Consider the following 12,667-nt stretch of genomic DNA (forward strand, 5'->3'; position numbering starts at 1 on the left):
TTCCCGCGTGAAGGGCCTCGCCTCCGGGTCGCCTTCGTAATCCTGAGGTCCTGTACCAGCCGGGCCGCACCCTGTGCTGCCGGCACAGCCATGCCGCTCTCCCCGCCCTGGCCTTCACTGTCCGTTGGCGACTCCACGCCGTCGGCTTGCGGTCTGTTCCGGGGGGAAGTCGGCACCGAGAGTGACCTCCCGCCAGTCGTCGAAGGTGATTTTGAGGGAGTCGAGTTTGGCGGTGGCGATGTCGTATGCGGCTTTGCCCAACAGCAGGCGCAGCGGCGGTTGTTCGGCCGTGATGGCGTCGATGATGGCCTGGGCTGCGCGTGCCGGGTCTCCGGGCTGATGGCCGAAGGTGGCCAGGGTGCCGGCGCGGCGTGTGCCCGCGGTGGGGGCGTAGTCGTCGATGGTGGTGGCGGACTGGCGCATGGAGGGCCCGGACCAGTTGGTACGGAATGCGGCGGGTTCGACGATCGTCACCTTGATGCCCAGGGGCGCGGCCTCGGCGGCGAGTGACTCGGAAAGGCCTTCCACGGCGAACTTGGTGGCGTGGTAGTAGCCGGTGGCGCCGAAGCCGATCAGGCCGCCGAGTGAGGAGATGTTCACGATGTGGCCGGCGCGCCGGGCGCGCATGCCCGGCAGGACGGCCTTGGTGGTGTCGGCCAGGCCGAAGACGTTGGTGTCGAACAGGGCGCGAACCTCGTCGTCCTCGCCCTCCTCGACGGCGGCGAGGTAGCCGTAGCCGGCGTTGTTGACCAGCACATCGATCCGCCCGAAGGCGGCCTGCGCCCGGGTGACCGCCTTCGCGATCTGCCCGGAGTCGGTGACGTCCAGCGCCAGAGCGAGGGCACGTCCCTCGTGCCCCGAGACCACGTCGGTGACCTTGTGGGGAACCCGGGCGGTGACCACCGCTTTCCAACCGCGCTCCAGCACGGCGGTGGCCAGTGCCCGGCCCAGGCCGGAGGAGCAGCCGGTGATGAACCAGACAGGCGCTTCAGGGGAGGTCATGCGGTATGTGTCCTTCGCTCGGAATGTCGTCGAAGTCGGTGAGGGTGAAGCTGCCGAGCAGGACCAGCGACTGTTCGGCAGCGCTGCCGGGCTCGGCCCGGTAGACGACGAGGTGCTGGCCGGGAGCACTGTTGACGGAGAAGGTCTCGAAGCCCAGGGTGAGATCGCCGACCACCGGGTGGTGGAAGCGTTTCACCGAGGCCGTCTTGGCCCGTACCTCGTGGCGCGCCCACATCTGTGCGAAGTCGGGGCTGCGGACCGACAGTTCACCCACCAGCTCCCACAGCCGCTGATCGTCCGGGTCGGGGCCGGCGGCCCGCAGCGCGGCCACGCACCCCTGCGCGACGACGGCCCAGTCACGGTAGAAGTCCCGGGCGGCCGGACTGAGGAACATCGCCGTGATCAGGCTGGTCTCGTCGCCGAGCCAGGAGAACAGCGCCTCTCCCAGGGAGTTGACGGCCAGCAGGTCGAGGTGCCGGCCGTAGACCAAGGCCGGTGTGTCCGCCCAGGTGTCCAGCAAGGACACCAGTTGCGGGCCTGCGTACTCCCGTGCCGGCCTGGGGTGCTCGGGCCGCGGCGGATCGACCAGCGCGCGCAGGTAGGAGGCTTCCTCGTCCCCCAGCAGCAGGGCGGCCGCCAGGGCCCGCAGGACCTGGGGAGAGGGATTGCGCTCACGCCCCTGCTCCAGCCGTACGTAATAGTCGGAGCTCACTCCGGCGAGGAGCGCGACCTCCTCCCGTCGAAGGCCAGGAATGCGGCGCGCCCCTGCAGGTATCCCGTGATCCTCGGGGCGCACCAGTTGGCGCCGGGCCCGCAGGAACTCGCTCAGCCACTTCGTGTGCATGCCCACCAACGTAGGGGCAGGCTTTGCGAGGAGGGTGGCCCTGCCACCCCCACCCGGACGGCCGGAGGGGCAGTTGATCACGATCTTCCCTCGACCGAACCGCACTCCCCCAGGAAGGCGATGCGTCCTATGCGAAAGACTCACCTTGTAGGCACTTGGCCGGGCCTGTCCGCACCGGATGCCATGGCCACGGCTCTCCGGCGTGTTGGTGCGCATCTACTTCGCATGACGGACGGAGAGACCGGAGACCGGTCGGTCTGGGGCTCGCGCACCATCGAATGGCTCCGCGTGAACCCCGATGTCGAGCTGATACACGACGGCGTCTACACCGACTACGGGACGGGCCCGCTGTTCCGCGTGCGTGAGGACCGAACACTGGACCCGCGGAATCTGCACCTCAACTACTTCCACACGTTCGTCGAGAGCTTCCCGGCCTTCACCTACCTCCGTGATCAGGCCGGCCGTCCCGACATCAGATTCCAGGTCGGCCTGCCCTCCCCGCTCGACCTCACCATGCTGGCTTTCGGTATGGACGTCGCCATGTCCGACCGGGTGATCCCGCAGGCTTGGGCCCGGGCGACCATTGACCAGGCCAACCGCATTGTCGACGCAGCGGACGAGCCCGTGGTGTTCCAACTCGAAACGCCCGCCAGCCTGCTGGCGGTGACCGGGGCAGCCGACGAGGCCAAGGAGGCGGTGGCCAGGCAGCTGGCACATGACCTGCACGACATCGTGGCAGGCACTCGTGAGGGCACTCATTTCGGCGTCCATCTCTGCCTCGGCGATCTCCAGCACAAGGCCCTCACCGAGCTGTCCGACGCACTGCCGCTTGTGCTGCTGGCCAACGCCATGGTCACCGGCTTCCCGGAAGGACGGCACCTCGACTACATCCACGCGCCGTTCGCGGCGGCGAACAAGCCGGGATCCTTCGAGGAAGGCTGGTACCGGCCGCTCGAAGCGCTCGAACTGCCTCCGGAGGTGCGTTTCGTGGCGGGATTCATCCACGAGAACCTCACCATCGAGGACCATCGCAGCCTGCTGGACATGATCGAACGGTTCGCCCGGCGCGAGGTGGACGTGGCCGCCGCCTGCGGCCTGGGCCGACGCCCCGACCCTGCGCAGGCGTGGGACGCGATGGACAAGGCCGTCGCACTGATCAACAGTGGCTGATCAGCAGCGGGCCGTCGGCCGAGCCGGGCTCCGGCGCCCCCTTCGCGGCAGCGGCGCCCGGGGCGCCGGTCCGGGAAATCGCCGTCCGGTCCGCCCGCTGCCCTCCGGGACATGCCTCAGTGAAGGCCGGAGAGCACGCTCCGGTCGAACGGGGTCAGCTGGTGCATGCGGCCGCTGAGGGTCTTCGCGGCCCAGTCGGGGTCTGCGAGCAGGGCGCGGCCCACTGCGATGAGGTCGAATTCGTCCCGCTCCATCCGGTCCAGCAGGCCGTCGATTCCGGTGACTTCGGCCTTCTCGCCCTGAAGTGCCTGGGTGAACTCGTTGTGCAGGCCGACCGATCCGACGCTGATCGCGGGCCTGCCGGTGAGCTTCTTCGCCCAGCCCGCGAGAGTGAGGTCCGAGCCGTCGAACTCCGGTTGCCAGTAGCGGCGGGTGGAGCAGTGGAAGGCATCGACTCCGGCGTCGGAGAGCGGGGTCAGGATGGCCTCGAGGTCCTGCGGCGTCTCGGCGATCCGGGCCTGGTAGTGGCCCGACTTCCACTGGGAGGTGCGGAAGATGATCGGGAAGGACGGCGAGACGGCCTGTCGGCAGGCGGCCACGGTCTCGGCGGCGAAGCGGGCGCGGGAGGCGGCGTCGCCGCCGTAGGCGTCGCTGCGGTGGTTGGTGCGATCCCACAGGAACTGGTCGATGAGGTAGCCGTGGGCGCCGTGGATCTCGATCCCGTCGAATCCGACCGCCTCCGCGTTCGCCGCCGCGGTGGCGAACGCGCCGATGACCGCGTCCAGTTCCGGCAGGGACATCTCCCGACTGTGCGGTGAGTCGTCGAGGGGAATCCCCGAGGGGCCGATGCGCGAGGCCTCGCCCGCGGCTGTGGCGTCGGCGGCCCGGGCCATGCCCATGTGCCACAGCTGCGGGACGATCCGGGCGCCCGCCAGGTGCACCGCCTCCACCACGGCGGACCAGCCCGCCAGCGCCTCGTCCCCGTGGAACCGAGGCACGCGGTCGTTGTCGCCGGCGGCGGGGTGGCCGACGTATGTGCCCTCCGTGATGATCAGGCCCACCCCGCCCGTGGCCCGCCGGGCGTAGTACCGCGCCACGTCGGCACCGGGAACGCCACCGGGTGAGAACGAACGGGTCATCGGGGCCATCGCGATCCGGTTGGGCAGCGACATGCTCCCCAGCGAGAACGGACGGGCGAGCACCTGTGTGGCGCGCGTGGCTGAACTGACGGCTGTCACTCGTGTTGCTCCAGACTTCGTCGTACGAGCGTGATGCTGTGGGCGTGGATTCGGCGGCCCCGGCTGCGGCGTCCGGCGTGCGGCCAGGGCAGCCGATGGGGCCTTCGTCAGGCGGGGAGTTCGAAGCCGAGTGCCTTCAGGGCCGTCTCGGCGGCCTGCTGGTCCTGCTCGTAGGTGCCGCCGGAGATGCCGAGGCCGCCAATGAGCTTGCCGTCCAGGAGGACCGGGTAGCCGCCGCCGACGGCCATCAGTCGCGGGTGGTTCGCGAGGGGCGCGACCTGGGGGTCTTTCAGGTAGTTGTTCCAGGTGTGGGTGGGGTAGCCGAAGGACGCCGAGGTCCACGCCTTGTCGAGCGCGACCTCGGCGGCGAGGAACGGCGTGGCGTCGGTGCGCTGGAACGCCTTGAGGTGTCCGCCGGCATCGGTGACGGCGACGGATGCCTCGAAGCCGATCTCCACGGCGGCGGTGCGCACCGCGTCGATAAGGGCGTTGGCAGCTTCAAGGGTGATGGAGGCGGCGGAAGTGGACTTGATGAGGGGGGCGTTGGTCATGACTTCCTTCTGAGTGCTGTGGTGCGTGCTCGCGCCGGCCGGCGTCCGTAGGGGAAGCAGGGGACCCGATCCGCTGGGCCCGTCCCGTCGTGGTTGCGACCGTAGGCCCGAGGGGGTGGTTACCCGCAAGGGCAGGTACTTCCCATGGGGAAGTAGTGAGGCTGCGGCGGGTCCGGCAGTCCGGATGGCGCGGCAGCGGCGGCCCGCCCGGCTGCGATCGCATGACGGCCTCCGGGGGCGACGGCAACGGGCTCCCGGCGAGCGGACGGACCCGCAAGCCGCGGATCGTCGGGGGCGTGGGCGTCGGCATCAGTGACACGCCGAGGCCGAGCCGGACGTGGCCGACGGCGGTCGCGATGTCGGCCACCCCGGCTGCCGGACCGGCGCTGGACGGAGCCGGCCCGGAGGACCGTCGACCGACTCGCGATTGCACACCGGAGGCCCAACTCGACCTATTGCGAAGGTGGTTGCCGGTGCGTCAGCAGCTCAGCGGGCGGCGGTGGCGGTGTGGCGGGTGACGTTGTCGGTCAGGCGGCGCAGGGTCGCGCGGGTGCGCTCGAACTCCTCGGGGTCCAGGCCCATGGCGTCGCCGATCGCGGCGGGGATGGCGAGGGCGCGCTCGCGCAGGGCGGCGCCCTCTTCGGTGAGGGTGATGGTGACGGCGCGCTCGTCGTCGGGGCGGCGTTCGCGGCGCACCAGTCCGGCGGCCTCCAGGCGCTTGAGCAGCGGGGTCAGGGTGCCGTAGTCGAGGTGGAGGGCGGCCCCGAGTTCCTTTACGGCGATCGCGTCCCGGCTCCAGAGGGTCAACAGCACCAGGTACTGGGGGTAGGTCAGGCCGAGGTCCTGCAGCAGCGGCCGGTAGAGCCCGGTGACCGCCCGGGAGGCGGCGTAGAGAGCGAAGCACATCTGGTCGTCGAGGAGCAGGGAGAACTGCTGGTCCGGCTGCTGGTCGAGGTCGTGACTGGACATGCCTGACTGTAACTCTGCAGGGCACACGATATCCAAGTGTCATCGTTGATCGTGCACGAGACAATGCGGCAGGCCGGCCCCGTGGCAGGGGCCGGCACGGCACCGGTGGTAGTGGTGACGAGCGCGCTGGGGGCGACCGGGACGGCCGACGCCAGAGGGGCGGCGCGTCAGGCGGTGTGCAGCGCCGCGCGCAGGACGGTGGCGGACTGGGCGATGGCGGCGCCGGCTGCCTGGGTGCCACGCAGGGCGTTGAGCATCACGAAGTCGTGGATGATGCCCTGATAGCGCGTCGCGACGACCGGGACGCCGGCCTGGCGGAGCTTGTTGGCGTACGCCTCGCCCTCGTCGCGCAGCACGTCGGCCTCGGCGGTGATGACCAGCGCCGGCGGCAGGTCCTTCAACTGCTCCACGCTCGCGCGCAGCGGGGAGGCGGTGATCTCGGCCCGCTGGGCAGGGTCGGTGGTGTACTGGTCCCAGAACCAGCGCATCGCGTCGCGCCGCAGGAAGTAGCCGGTGGCGAACTGGTGGTAGGAGCCGGTCTCGAAGGCAGCGTCGGTAACCGGGTAGAACAGCACCTGCTGGACCAACGGCAGGTCGCCGCGCTCCTTGGCCATCAGTGTCAGGGCCGCGGCCATGTTGCCGCCCACCGAGTCGCCCGCCACCGCGATCCGCGAGCCGTCCAGGCCCTTGTCCGCGCCGTCGGTGACCACCCAGCGGGCCACGGTGTAGTTCTGCTCGATCGCCACGGGGTAGCGGGCCTCGGGCGACAGGTCGTACTCGGGGAAGACCACGGCCGCCCGCGCACCGACGGCCAGCTCGCGCACCAGCCGGTCGTGGGTGTGGGCGTTACCGAAGACCCAGCCGGCGCCGTGGATGTAGATGATCACCGGCAGGCTGCCGGTGGCGCCGGCGGGCTTGACGATCCGGGCCCGGACCGAGCCGGTCGGGCCACCGGCGACCTCGATCCACTCCTCGTCCACGCCGGGCTTGGCGGTCTCCCCGGACTGGACCTCGTCCACGACCTTGCGGCCCCCGACGGGACCGAGGTCGAACAGGTACGGCGGGTTGGCGGTGGCCTCCGCGAATTCCTGGGCCGCGGGTTCCAGGACGGGGGCGGGCGGAGTGTGCTGCGACATGGCGAAGTCTCCTTCAGGAAGGCGGGGTTGAGGGGGTCCGCCCCAGCAGGGGTCGGCCCTCACAAACAGGCTAGGGCACACTTTCCTCGTGCACAATCTAATTGCCTACAACTTACATTGCATCATTGCTTATAGCTTGCGCGGCGGGGCCTGACACCGCCCGCTGCCGCGCACCAGCCGGATGCGGCCGGCGCCGGCCCTCGCGCGCCGTGCGCGGGGACCGGCGCCTGCCGGCCGATATGCGGGCGTCGCGGGCTACCGCAGGGGGGAGGCCTTGGTGGGGGTGACACGGGTGATGACGGACTTCTCGGGGATCAGCAGATCGTGGACGACCGGGCCGATCTCGCTCTTCCAGCGGTCGTGGTTGTAGACCGCCGCGTTCAGGGCCTCGCTCTGGGCCTCGTCCTCGAACCGGCGAATCCATACATAGCCGTCCTCGTCCTCGTCATCCGTGAAGGAGGCGGTCACATCCATACCCAACGAGGTCTGGAACGGGATGACCACGTCCTCCATGTAGCGCACCCACTCCTCACGACGTCCGGGCCGGGCCTGATAGCGGCGGATCTCGTAGTACATGGCATTACCCCAAAGTGGTTGTCGCGGTGGTCAGTTGGCGACGGTGAGGACGAGCTTGCCGCGGGTGCGGCCCGCCTCGCCGCGGGCGTGGGCCGCACCGGCCTGCTCGAGCAGGAAGGTCTCCTCCACCTCGACGACGACCTCGCCGGCGTCGATCAGGCCGGCGATCGCGGTCAGCGCGGCACCGTCCGGCTCGACCAGGAACGGGGTGACCCGCACCCCGGCCGCCTCGGCGGCCTGCGCCAGCTCCGGGGAGACACCCTGCGGGATCGCGACCAGCAGGCCACCGGGGCGCAGGACCTTCAGCGAGCGGGTGCTGGTCCGGTCGTGGGCGTCGCCCACCAGGTCGATGACGACGTCGACGTCCTTGACGGCGTCCTCGAAACGGGTGGTGGTGTAGTCGATGGTCTCGTCGGCGCCCAGTTCCTTGAGCCAGGCGTGGCGGGCAGCACTGGCGGTGCCGATGACGTGGGCGCCCAGATGCCTGGCGAACTGGACCGCGAAGTGGCCCACCCCGCCGGCGGCGGCGGTGACCAGGACGCGCTGACCGGCCTGCAACTGGGCGGTGTCGACGACGGCCTGCCAGGCGGTCAGCGCCGCCAGCGGCACGGCGGCGGCGTGCACGTGGTCGACAGTGGCCGGCTTGCGGGCCCACTGGCGGGCCGGGGCGGTCACGTACTCGGCGTAGCCGTTCGCGACGCGCGGGAACCACGGCATGCCGTACACCTCATCACCGGCCTTCAGGGTGGTCACGCCGAAGCCGACCTCCTCCACCACGCCCGACACGTCCCAGCCCAGGGTGAACGGCGGCTCACCCAGCAGGCCCGCCATGCCAGTGCCGCCGCGGGTCTTCCAGTCGACCGGGTTGATCCCGGCCGCGTGCACCCGCACCAGCACCTCGGTGGGGAGCGGAACCGGGCGCGGCACCTGCTGGACCCGCAACACCTCCGGACCGCCGAAACCGTCCTGAACCACCGTGCGCATCATGTCTGCGGACATACGTCATCTCCTGAAATGGCAGCCTGTGGAAGGCCCTTCGACGGCCTCCCCTCGACGTCGACGAAGCTATCCCCGGGGGTACAGTTACCTTCAAGGTCTTCTACTTCCCATTGGGAAGTTCCCTGGTGAGGAAAGTGAGCATGACGACCACCTGCCCCAGCGGCCAGCACGCGCACCACGACGTCTACGCCGCCCAGTGCCCCTGCCGCACTCTGCTCGACCTGCTCGCCAACAAGTGGTCGGCACTGGTCATCGGCGCCCTCGAAGAGGAACCCCAGCGCTTCGGAGCGCTTCAGCGCAGGCTCCAGGGCGTCAGCCCCAAGGTGCTGACCCAGACGCTGCGCCGCCTTGAGGACTTCGGCATCCTCGACCGCACGGTCTACCCCGCCGTCCCGCTGCACGTCGAGTACTCGCTCACCACGCTCGGAAAGAGCGCCGCAATCCCGCTCAACGCGCTCCGCTCGTGGGTCGAGGACAACATCGACGACGCGTTCCGGCCGGAGGAGCCGGACGCGCGGTAAGGGGGCCGCGCGAAGGGGCTGTCAAGTGGCCGTGGTGCCGCGCGACCCGGCGAGGGCGGCCGGCTCCTCCCCCGCGAGGCCCGCCCCCGGATCGGGAGTGCGGCAGCACCAGGTCACGGTGCTCCAGCTCGCTCAGGTCCCGTCCGATGGTCTCGGGCGCGACCCCAAGCCCGCCGCGACGTCGGTGACTTCGGCCTTGCCCCACTGACGCGCCAGGGTCGGCAGACGATGGCGCCGCTCTTCGGAATGCATGCACAACTCTCGGCGGCGCCTTGCCTGTTCGGGCATCCGCCGCCCGAACGGGCCCGCAGAGTGTTCATACCGCCACCGCCTCGGCGCTCGCCCGCCCGTTCCTTGCCGCACCTCGTCCGTCTGCGCCCGTTCGGCAGCCGTAACGGATCCGGGAATCCGCAGACCGGCGGCGCCGGGCGTGTCCCGGTTCCGCCTGCCGCACCTGCTGATGCGGGCGGGCGCGCCTGCTCGAACGTGAACTGCCCGCGTTCGTTGTCGAGATGGCGGCGCTCGGCATCCGCCGCCTCCTGATCGCCGGCACATGGGTGCCTCCGGTCACCCTTCTCCGGACAGCTCCTTCTCGCTCGCGTACGCCGCCAGTCCGTCAGCCATCCGCCGCATGTAGCGGGTCAGGTACCACTGCCAGAACCGGCCGGAGAACCGCCACTTCGGCTCGAAGACACCGGACCACGCAATCTCTGTGCCGCCTCGGGATGCCGGTACGAGTTCAACGGTGCCTCGGTAGGACCGAAACGTGCCGCTCACGTTCTCGTAGCCGAACCGCCGGTCGGGGACCAACTCGACGATCCGCTCCCGCGAGACATGCCGACCTGTGCGGAAGATCCGGGTGTCGCCCACCTGCTGCCGGTCTTCAGGGCTTCCACCGCCCTCGATCTCCACCGCGTCAATCGGTGACCACAGCTGCCAGGTGGCTGCCCGGACGAGCGCCGAAAACACGGCCCCGGGGGCCGCGGACGCATACGAACTCACTGCATAGGCGTGGGCCATTGTCCGAGGCTACAACTCGTCCCGCCAATCGGCAGGAATCGAGTCGAAAACGCGCTGCTCATCATCCTGCCGCTGGGACCGCGGGCCAAAGTGCACCAGGGCCAAGGCCGCCTTCAGCGGCACGGTCGGGAGGAAGGGCAGCGGCATCTCCCCCTCCGGCGCTGACGCCTCGCACAAACTTCGCACGCCACGGCCACACCGTCGCCGTCCACAACCGCACAACCATCAGAACCACAGCCCTCATTGACGAACACGGCCACGAGGGCAACTTCGTCCCCGCCGAGACCGCCGAGGAGTTCGTCGCCGCACTGCAGAAGCCCCGGCGCCTCATCATCATGGTCAAGGCCGGCGGCCCCACCGACGCCGTCATCGACGAGTTCGCGCCCCTCCTCGACGAGGGCGACATGATCATCGACGGCGGCAACGCCCACAAAGTCCTCGGCCCCCCTCGAGTCCATTGCCGCCAAGACCCCCGACGGCACCCCCTGCTGCACCCACATCGGGCCCGACGCCGCCGGGCACTTCGTCAAGATGGTGCACAACTCAGCACTGCCGAGCGTTTACGCAGGCCAAAAGCGCCGTGGGAGTCACCTGGTCAGCAATTCGTCAGCATCGCACCGGGAAGTCAGCCACCGAGACCACAGCAGCCACCTCCTAGCCGCCTGAGTCCCCGTCACCTGACCCGCACGACGAGTCAGCCCACAACCAGCCTGCCCAAACCCCGGACGCCTCACTGACAGTAGCGAAGCTGAAGACGGGGATGCCTCCCGGAGCGCGTCGGCTGGTCTCTCCGTCCGAGTCGGCGGCATCTGGCTGCACAGCTTCCCGCTCGTCTCCAAGGCCGGAACGAACGCCTACATCGACGAGGAGTGGGTTCCCCGCAAGGCTGAACTCGCTCGCTACAACATCGTCAGCCCCGCCGACCGCGAACCCGTCGGCGGCTGGGACACAGCTCTCCTCCTCATGTGCCCCCCTCCGGCACCCCCTCCCTCGTCGTCATGGGTGCGGGCCAGCGAGGTACCGGCTTCATGGAACGAATCGCCGCCAGGAAACCCGCCGCATCGATGCGTGCCCGGAAAGACGGGCGGGCGTCAGCACTGCGGCACGCGAAATCGGACAGATCCCGAAAGACCGAATTCACACGTGTCCCACCCTTCGTGTCGCTTGGCCGGTTAATGCTCTGGTGCCTCGCAAAGCGGGGCCAGCATGCTGGGCACTGCGACTGCAAACCACGAATCGACCGTGAGTTTCCCGGAAGATCGGAGGTGCGCTATGAGCGAATCGGTCGGCAGAAGCGCAGGCCGCCGAATAGAACGCAACGGCTGGCTGTACGTGGAGCTGTCGGGCGAACCCTACGAGCGGGGCCGACAGCACGGCTCCCTCCTCTCCCAGGAGCTTGAATACGCCCTGAAAGTGGCGGACTTCATGGCTCGCTGGGACACCGGCGAAAGCCTCCGCTTCTTCGCGGATCACGTCTGGGAGGCGTTCGGGAAGCTGGACGCCGAGTTCGACGAGGAGATCCAGGGCATCGCGGACGGCGCGGCCGCACGCGGCGTCGACGTGCCCAAGGACGTTCTCGTCGCCTGGAACGGGTACAACGAACTGCTCGGCGGATGGTGGACGACCTGCCACCCCGACACGAACCTCAAGCCGGTATGGACCAAGGGCGGGCTGCACCGCTGCAGCGCCTTCGTGTGCACAGGTGACGTGAGCGCCGACGGGAAGGTCGTCATGGCGCACAACACCTGGGATCGCTACGCCATGGGCGACAACTACAACATCATCCTCGACATCACGCCCGGCTCGGGACACCGCATGCTGATGCAGGCCGTACCCGGCTACATCAGCAGCACCATGGACTGGACGGTGACGGACGCAGGGCTGATGATCACCGAGACGACCATCGGCGGATTCAACGGCTTCGCCGCCGGCCTGGATCCGGAGTTCCAACGGTCCCGGCGCGCCGCGCAGTACAGCGGCAGCATGCGGGAGTGGTACCAGGCGATGTGCAAGGGCAACAACGGTGGCTACGCCAACACATGGCTGCTCGGCGAGACCGGAACGAAGCGGATCGCCCGCGTGGACCTCGGGCTCAAGCACCAGGGCTACGAGGAGAAGGGCAGCGGTTACTTCGCCGGCTACAACGTGGCGGCCGATCTGCGGGTGCGCAACCAGGAGTGCTCGGACCCCGGCGCGTACTCCGACATCCGCGGCAACGGCTCGCGCCGGCTGCGCTGGGACCAGCTGTTCGCCGAGCACCACGGAAAGGTGGACGTCGCCCTGGCCCAGCAGATGATCGCCGACCACTACGACGTCTACACCGAGAAGCCGGACTCACCGTGCTCGCGAACCATCTGCGGCCATCTGGAACTCGACGACGCGCGCAACGGCAACCACGGCCAAGGGCCCTACTACCCCTGGGGAGCCAACGACGGCAAGGCCATGGACAGTGAAATGGCCGAGGCCATGACCTTCCAGGCCCGCTGGGGCCACTCCTGCGGCCGGCAGTTCGACGCGGAGGCTTTCCTGCGCAAGCACGCCCAATACAGCTGGCTCCAAGGTCATATGAAGAGCCGCGAGTCGCACAACTGGACCCTCATGCCACCCCGGTAGGAGGGCCGACCGAAACACCCCGCGAACC

12 protein-coding genes and 1 pseudogene are annotated in these 12,667 nt (G+C 69.4%); 4 read left to right on the plus strand and 9 right to left on the minus strand.

Translation table 11 applies throughout. The features are described 5' to 3' along the window. Positions 1-114: 114 nt before the first annotated feature. Positions 115-1,002, minus strand: a complete 888-nt coding sequence (locus ACWD4B_RS19155) for an oxidoreductase (protein ID WP_451421835.1) — start codon at positions 1,000-1,002, stop codon at positions 115-117. Continuing rightward, positions 989-1,846 (minus strand): helix-turn-helix domain-containing protein, encoded by an 858-nt coding sequence (locus ACWD4B_RS19160; protein ID WP_451421836.1) that lies wholly within the window; start codon positions 1,844-1,846, stop codon positions 989-991. Before ACWD4B_RS19160 ends, ACWD4B_RS19155 begins: the two co-directional genes overlap by 14 nt. Positions 1,847-2,071: 225 nt before the next feature. Between ACWD4B_RS19160 and ACWD4B_RS19165 the strand changes: the two genes are divergently transcribed. Then, positions 2,072-3,016 carry a hypothetical protein gene (locus tag ACWD4B_RS19165; protein WP_451421837.1) on the plus strand — a complete coding sequence of 315 codons (945 nt, stop codon included), beginning with the start codon at positions 2,072-2,074 and terminating at the stop codon, positions 3,014-3,016. Between the two features lie 116 nt (positions 3,017-3,132). Here ACWD4B_RS19165 and ACWD4B_RS19170 read toward each other — a convergent pair whose 3' ends face one another. From ACWD4B_RS19170 to ACWD4B_RS19195, 6 genes are all read right to left on the minus strand, one after another. Then, on the minus strand, positions 3,133-4,254 hold the full coding sequence (locus ACWD4B_RS19170) for an NADH:flavin oxidoreductase (protein ID WP_451421838.1): 1,122 nt from the start codon (positions 4,252-4,254) through the stop codon (positions 3,133-3,135). Between the two features lie 107 nt (positions 4,255-4,361). Further along, positions 4,362-4,805, minus strand: a complete 444-nt coding sequence (locus ACWD4B_RS19175; RefSeq protein ID WP_451421839.1) for a GlcG/HbpS family heme-binding protein — start codon at positions 4,803-4,805, stop codon at positions 4,362-4,364. 486 nt (positions 4,806-5,291) lie between these two features. Then, positions 5,292-5,774 carry a MarR family winged helix-turn-helix transcriptional regulator gene (locus ACWD4B_RS19180; RefSeq protein WP_451421840.1) on the minus strand — a complete coding sequence of 161 codons (483 nt, stop codon included), beginning with the start codon at positions 5,772-5,774 and terminating at the stop codon, positions 5,292-5,294. Between the two features lie 167 nt (positions 5,775-5,941). Beyond that, complete coding sequence (locus tag ACWD4B_RS19185) at positions 5,942-6,910, minus strand: alpha/beta hydrolase (protein ID WP_451421841.1); 969 nt, start codon at positions 6,908-6,910, stop codon at positions 5,942-5,944. Positions 6,911-7,165: 255 nt separating this feature from the next. After that, on the minus strand, positions 7,166-7,486 hold the full coding sequence (locus ACWD4B_RS19190) for an NIPSNAP family protein (RefSeq protein WP_451421842.1): 321 nt from the start codon (positions 7,484-7,486) through the stop codon (positions 7,166-7,168). A gap of 30 nt (positions 7,487-7,516) precedes the next feature. Continuing rightward, positions 7,517-8,485, minus strand: coding sequence for an NADP-dependent oxidoreductase (locus ACWD4B_RS19195; RefSeq protein ID WP_451421843.1), 969 nt, complete (start codon positions 8,483-8,485; stop codon positions 7,517-7,519). 140 nt (positions 8,486-8,625) lie between these two features. Here ACWD4B_RS19195 and ACWD4B_RS19200 point away from each other — a divergent pair, with 140 nt between their 5' ends. Continuing rightward, positions 8,626-9,006 carry a winged helix-turn-helix transcriptional regulator gene (locus ACWD4B_RS19200; RefSeq protein WP_451421844.1) on the plus strand — a complete coding sequence of 127 codons (381 nt, stop codon included), beginning with the start codon at positions 8,626-8,628 and terminating at the stop codon, positions 9,004-9,006. Between the two features lie 567 nt (positions 9,007-9,573). Here the strand turns inward: ACWD4B_RS19200 and ACWD4B_RS19205 are convergent. After that, positions 9,574-10,026, minus strand: coding sequence for an SRPBCC family protein (locus ACWD4B_RS19205; RefSeq protein ID WP_451421845.1), 453 nt, complete (start codon positions 10,024-10,026; stop codon positions 9,574-9,576). A gap of 176 nt (positions 10,027-10,202) precedes the next feature. Between ACWD4B_RS19205 and ACWD4B_RS19210 the strand changes: the two are divergent. Together ACWD4B_RS19210 and ACWD4B_RS19215 are read left to right on the plus strand one after the other, a co-directional pair. Continuing rightward, positions 10,203-10,569, plus strand: a pseudogene (locus ACWD4B_RS19210) (NAD(P)-binding domain-containing protein); the annotation flags it as partial. A 729-nt stretch (positions 10,570-11,298) separates the two neighbouring features. Next, entirely contained in the window at positions 11,299-12,639 is a 1,341-nt protein-coding gene (locus tag ACWD4B_RS19215) for a C45 family autoproteolytic acyltransferase/hydolase (RefSeq protein ID WP_451421846.1), read from the plus strand. Positions 12,640-12,667 lie beyond the last annotated feature (28 nt).

The organism is Streptomyces sp. NPDC002536, assembly GCF_053594995.1.

Bases quoted from the DNA above. Each gene is read 5' to 3' on its own strand.
- ACWD4B_RS19175 (WP_451421839.1), bottom strand. From the start codon at position 4,805: ATGACCAACGCCCCCCTCATCAAGTCCACTTCCGCCGCCTCCATCACC.
- ACWD4B_RS19160 (WP_451421836.1), bottom strand. From the start codon at position 1,846: ATGCACACGAAGTGGCTGAGCGAGTTCCTGCGGGCCCGGCGCCAACTG.
- ACWD4B_RS19215 (WP_451421846.1), top strand. From the start codon at position 11,299: ATGAGCGAATCGGTCGGCAGAAGCGCAGGCCGCCGAATAGAACGCAAC.
- ACWD4B_RS19165 (WP_451421837.1), top strand. From the start codon at position 2,072: ATGACGGACGGAGAGACCGGAGACCGGTCGGTCTGGGGCTCGCGCACC.
- ACWD4B_RS19200 (WP_451421844.1), top strand. From the start codon at position 8,626: ATGACGACCACCTGCCCCAGCGGCCAGCACGCGCACCACGACGTCTAC.
- ACWD4B_RS19205 (WP_451421845.1), bottom strand. From the start codon at position 10,026: ATGGCCCACGCCTATGCAGTGAGTTCGTATGCGTCCGCGGCCCCCGGG.
- ACWD4B_RS19185 (WP_451421841.1), bottom strand. From the start codon at position 6,910: ATGTCGCAGCACACTCCGCCCGCCCCCGTCCTGGAACCCGCGGCCCAG.
- ACWD4B_RS19180 (WP_451421840.1), bottom strand. From the start codon at position 5,774: ATGTCCAGTCACGACCTCGACCAGCAGCCGGACCAGCAGTTCTCCCTG.
- ACWD4B_RS19155 (WP_451421835.1), bottom strand. From the start codon at position 1,002: ATGACCTCCCCTGAAGCGCCTGTCTGGTTCATCACCGGCTGCTCCTCC.
- ACWD4B_RS19190 (WP_451421842.1), bottom strand. From the start codon at position 7,486: ATGTACTACGAGATCCGCCGCTATCAGGCCCGGCCCGGACGTCGTGAG.
- ACWD4B_RS19195 (WP_451421843.1), bottom strand. From the start codon at position 8,485: ATGTCCGCAGACATGATGCGCACGGTGGTTCAGGACGGTTTCGGCGGT.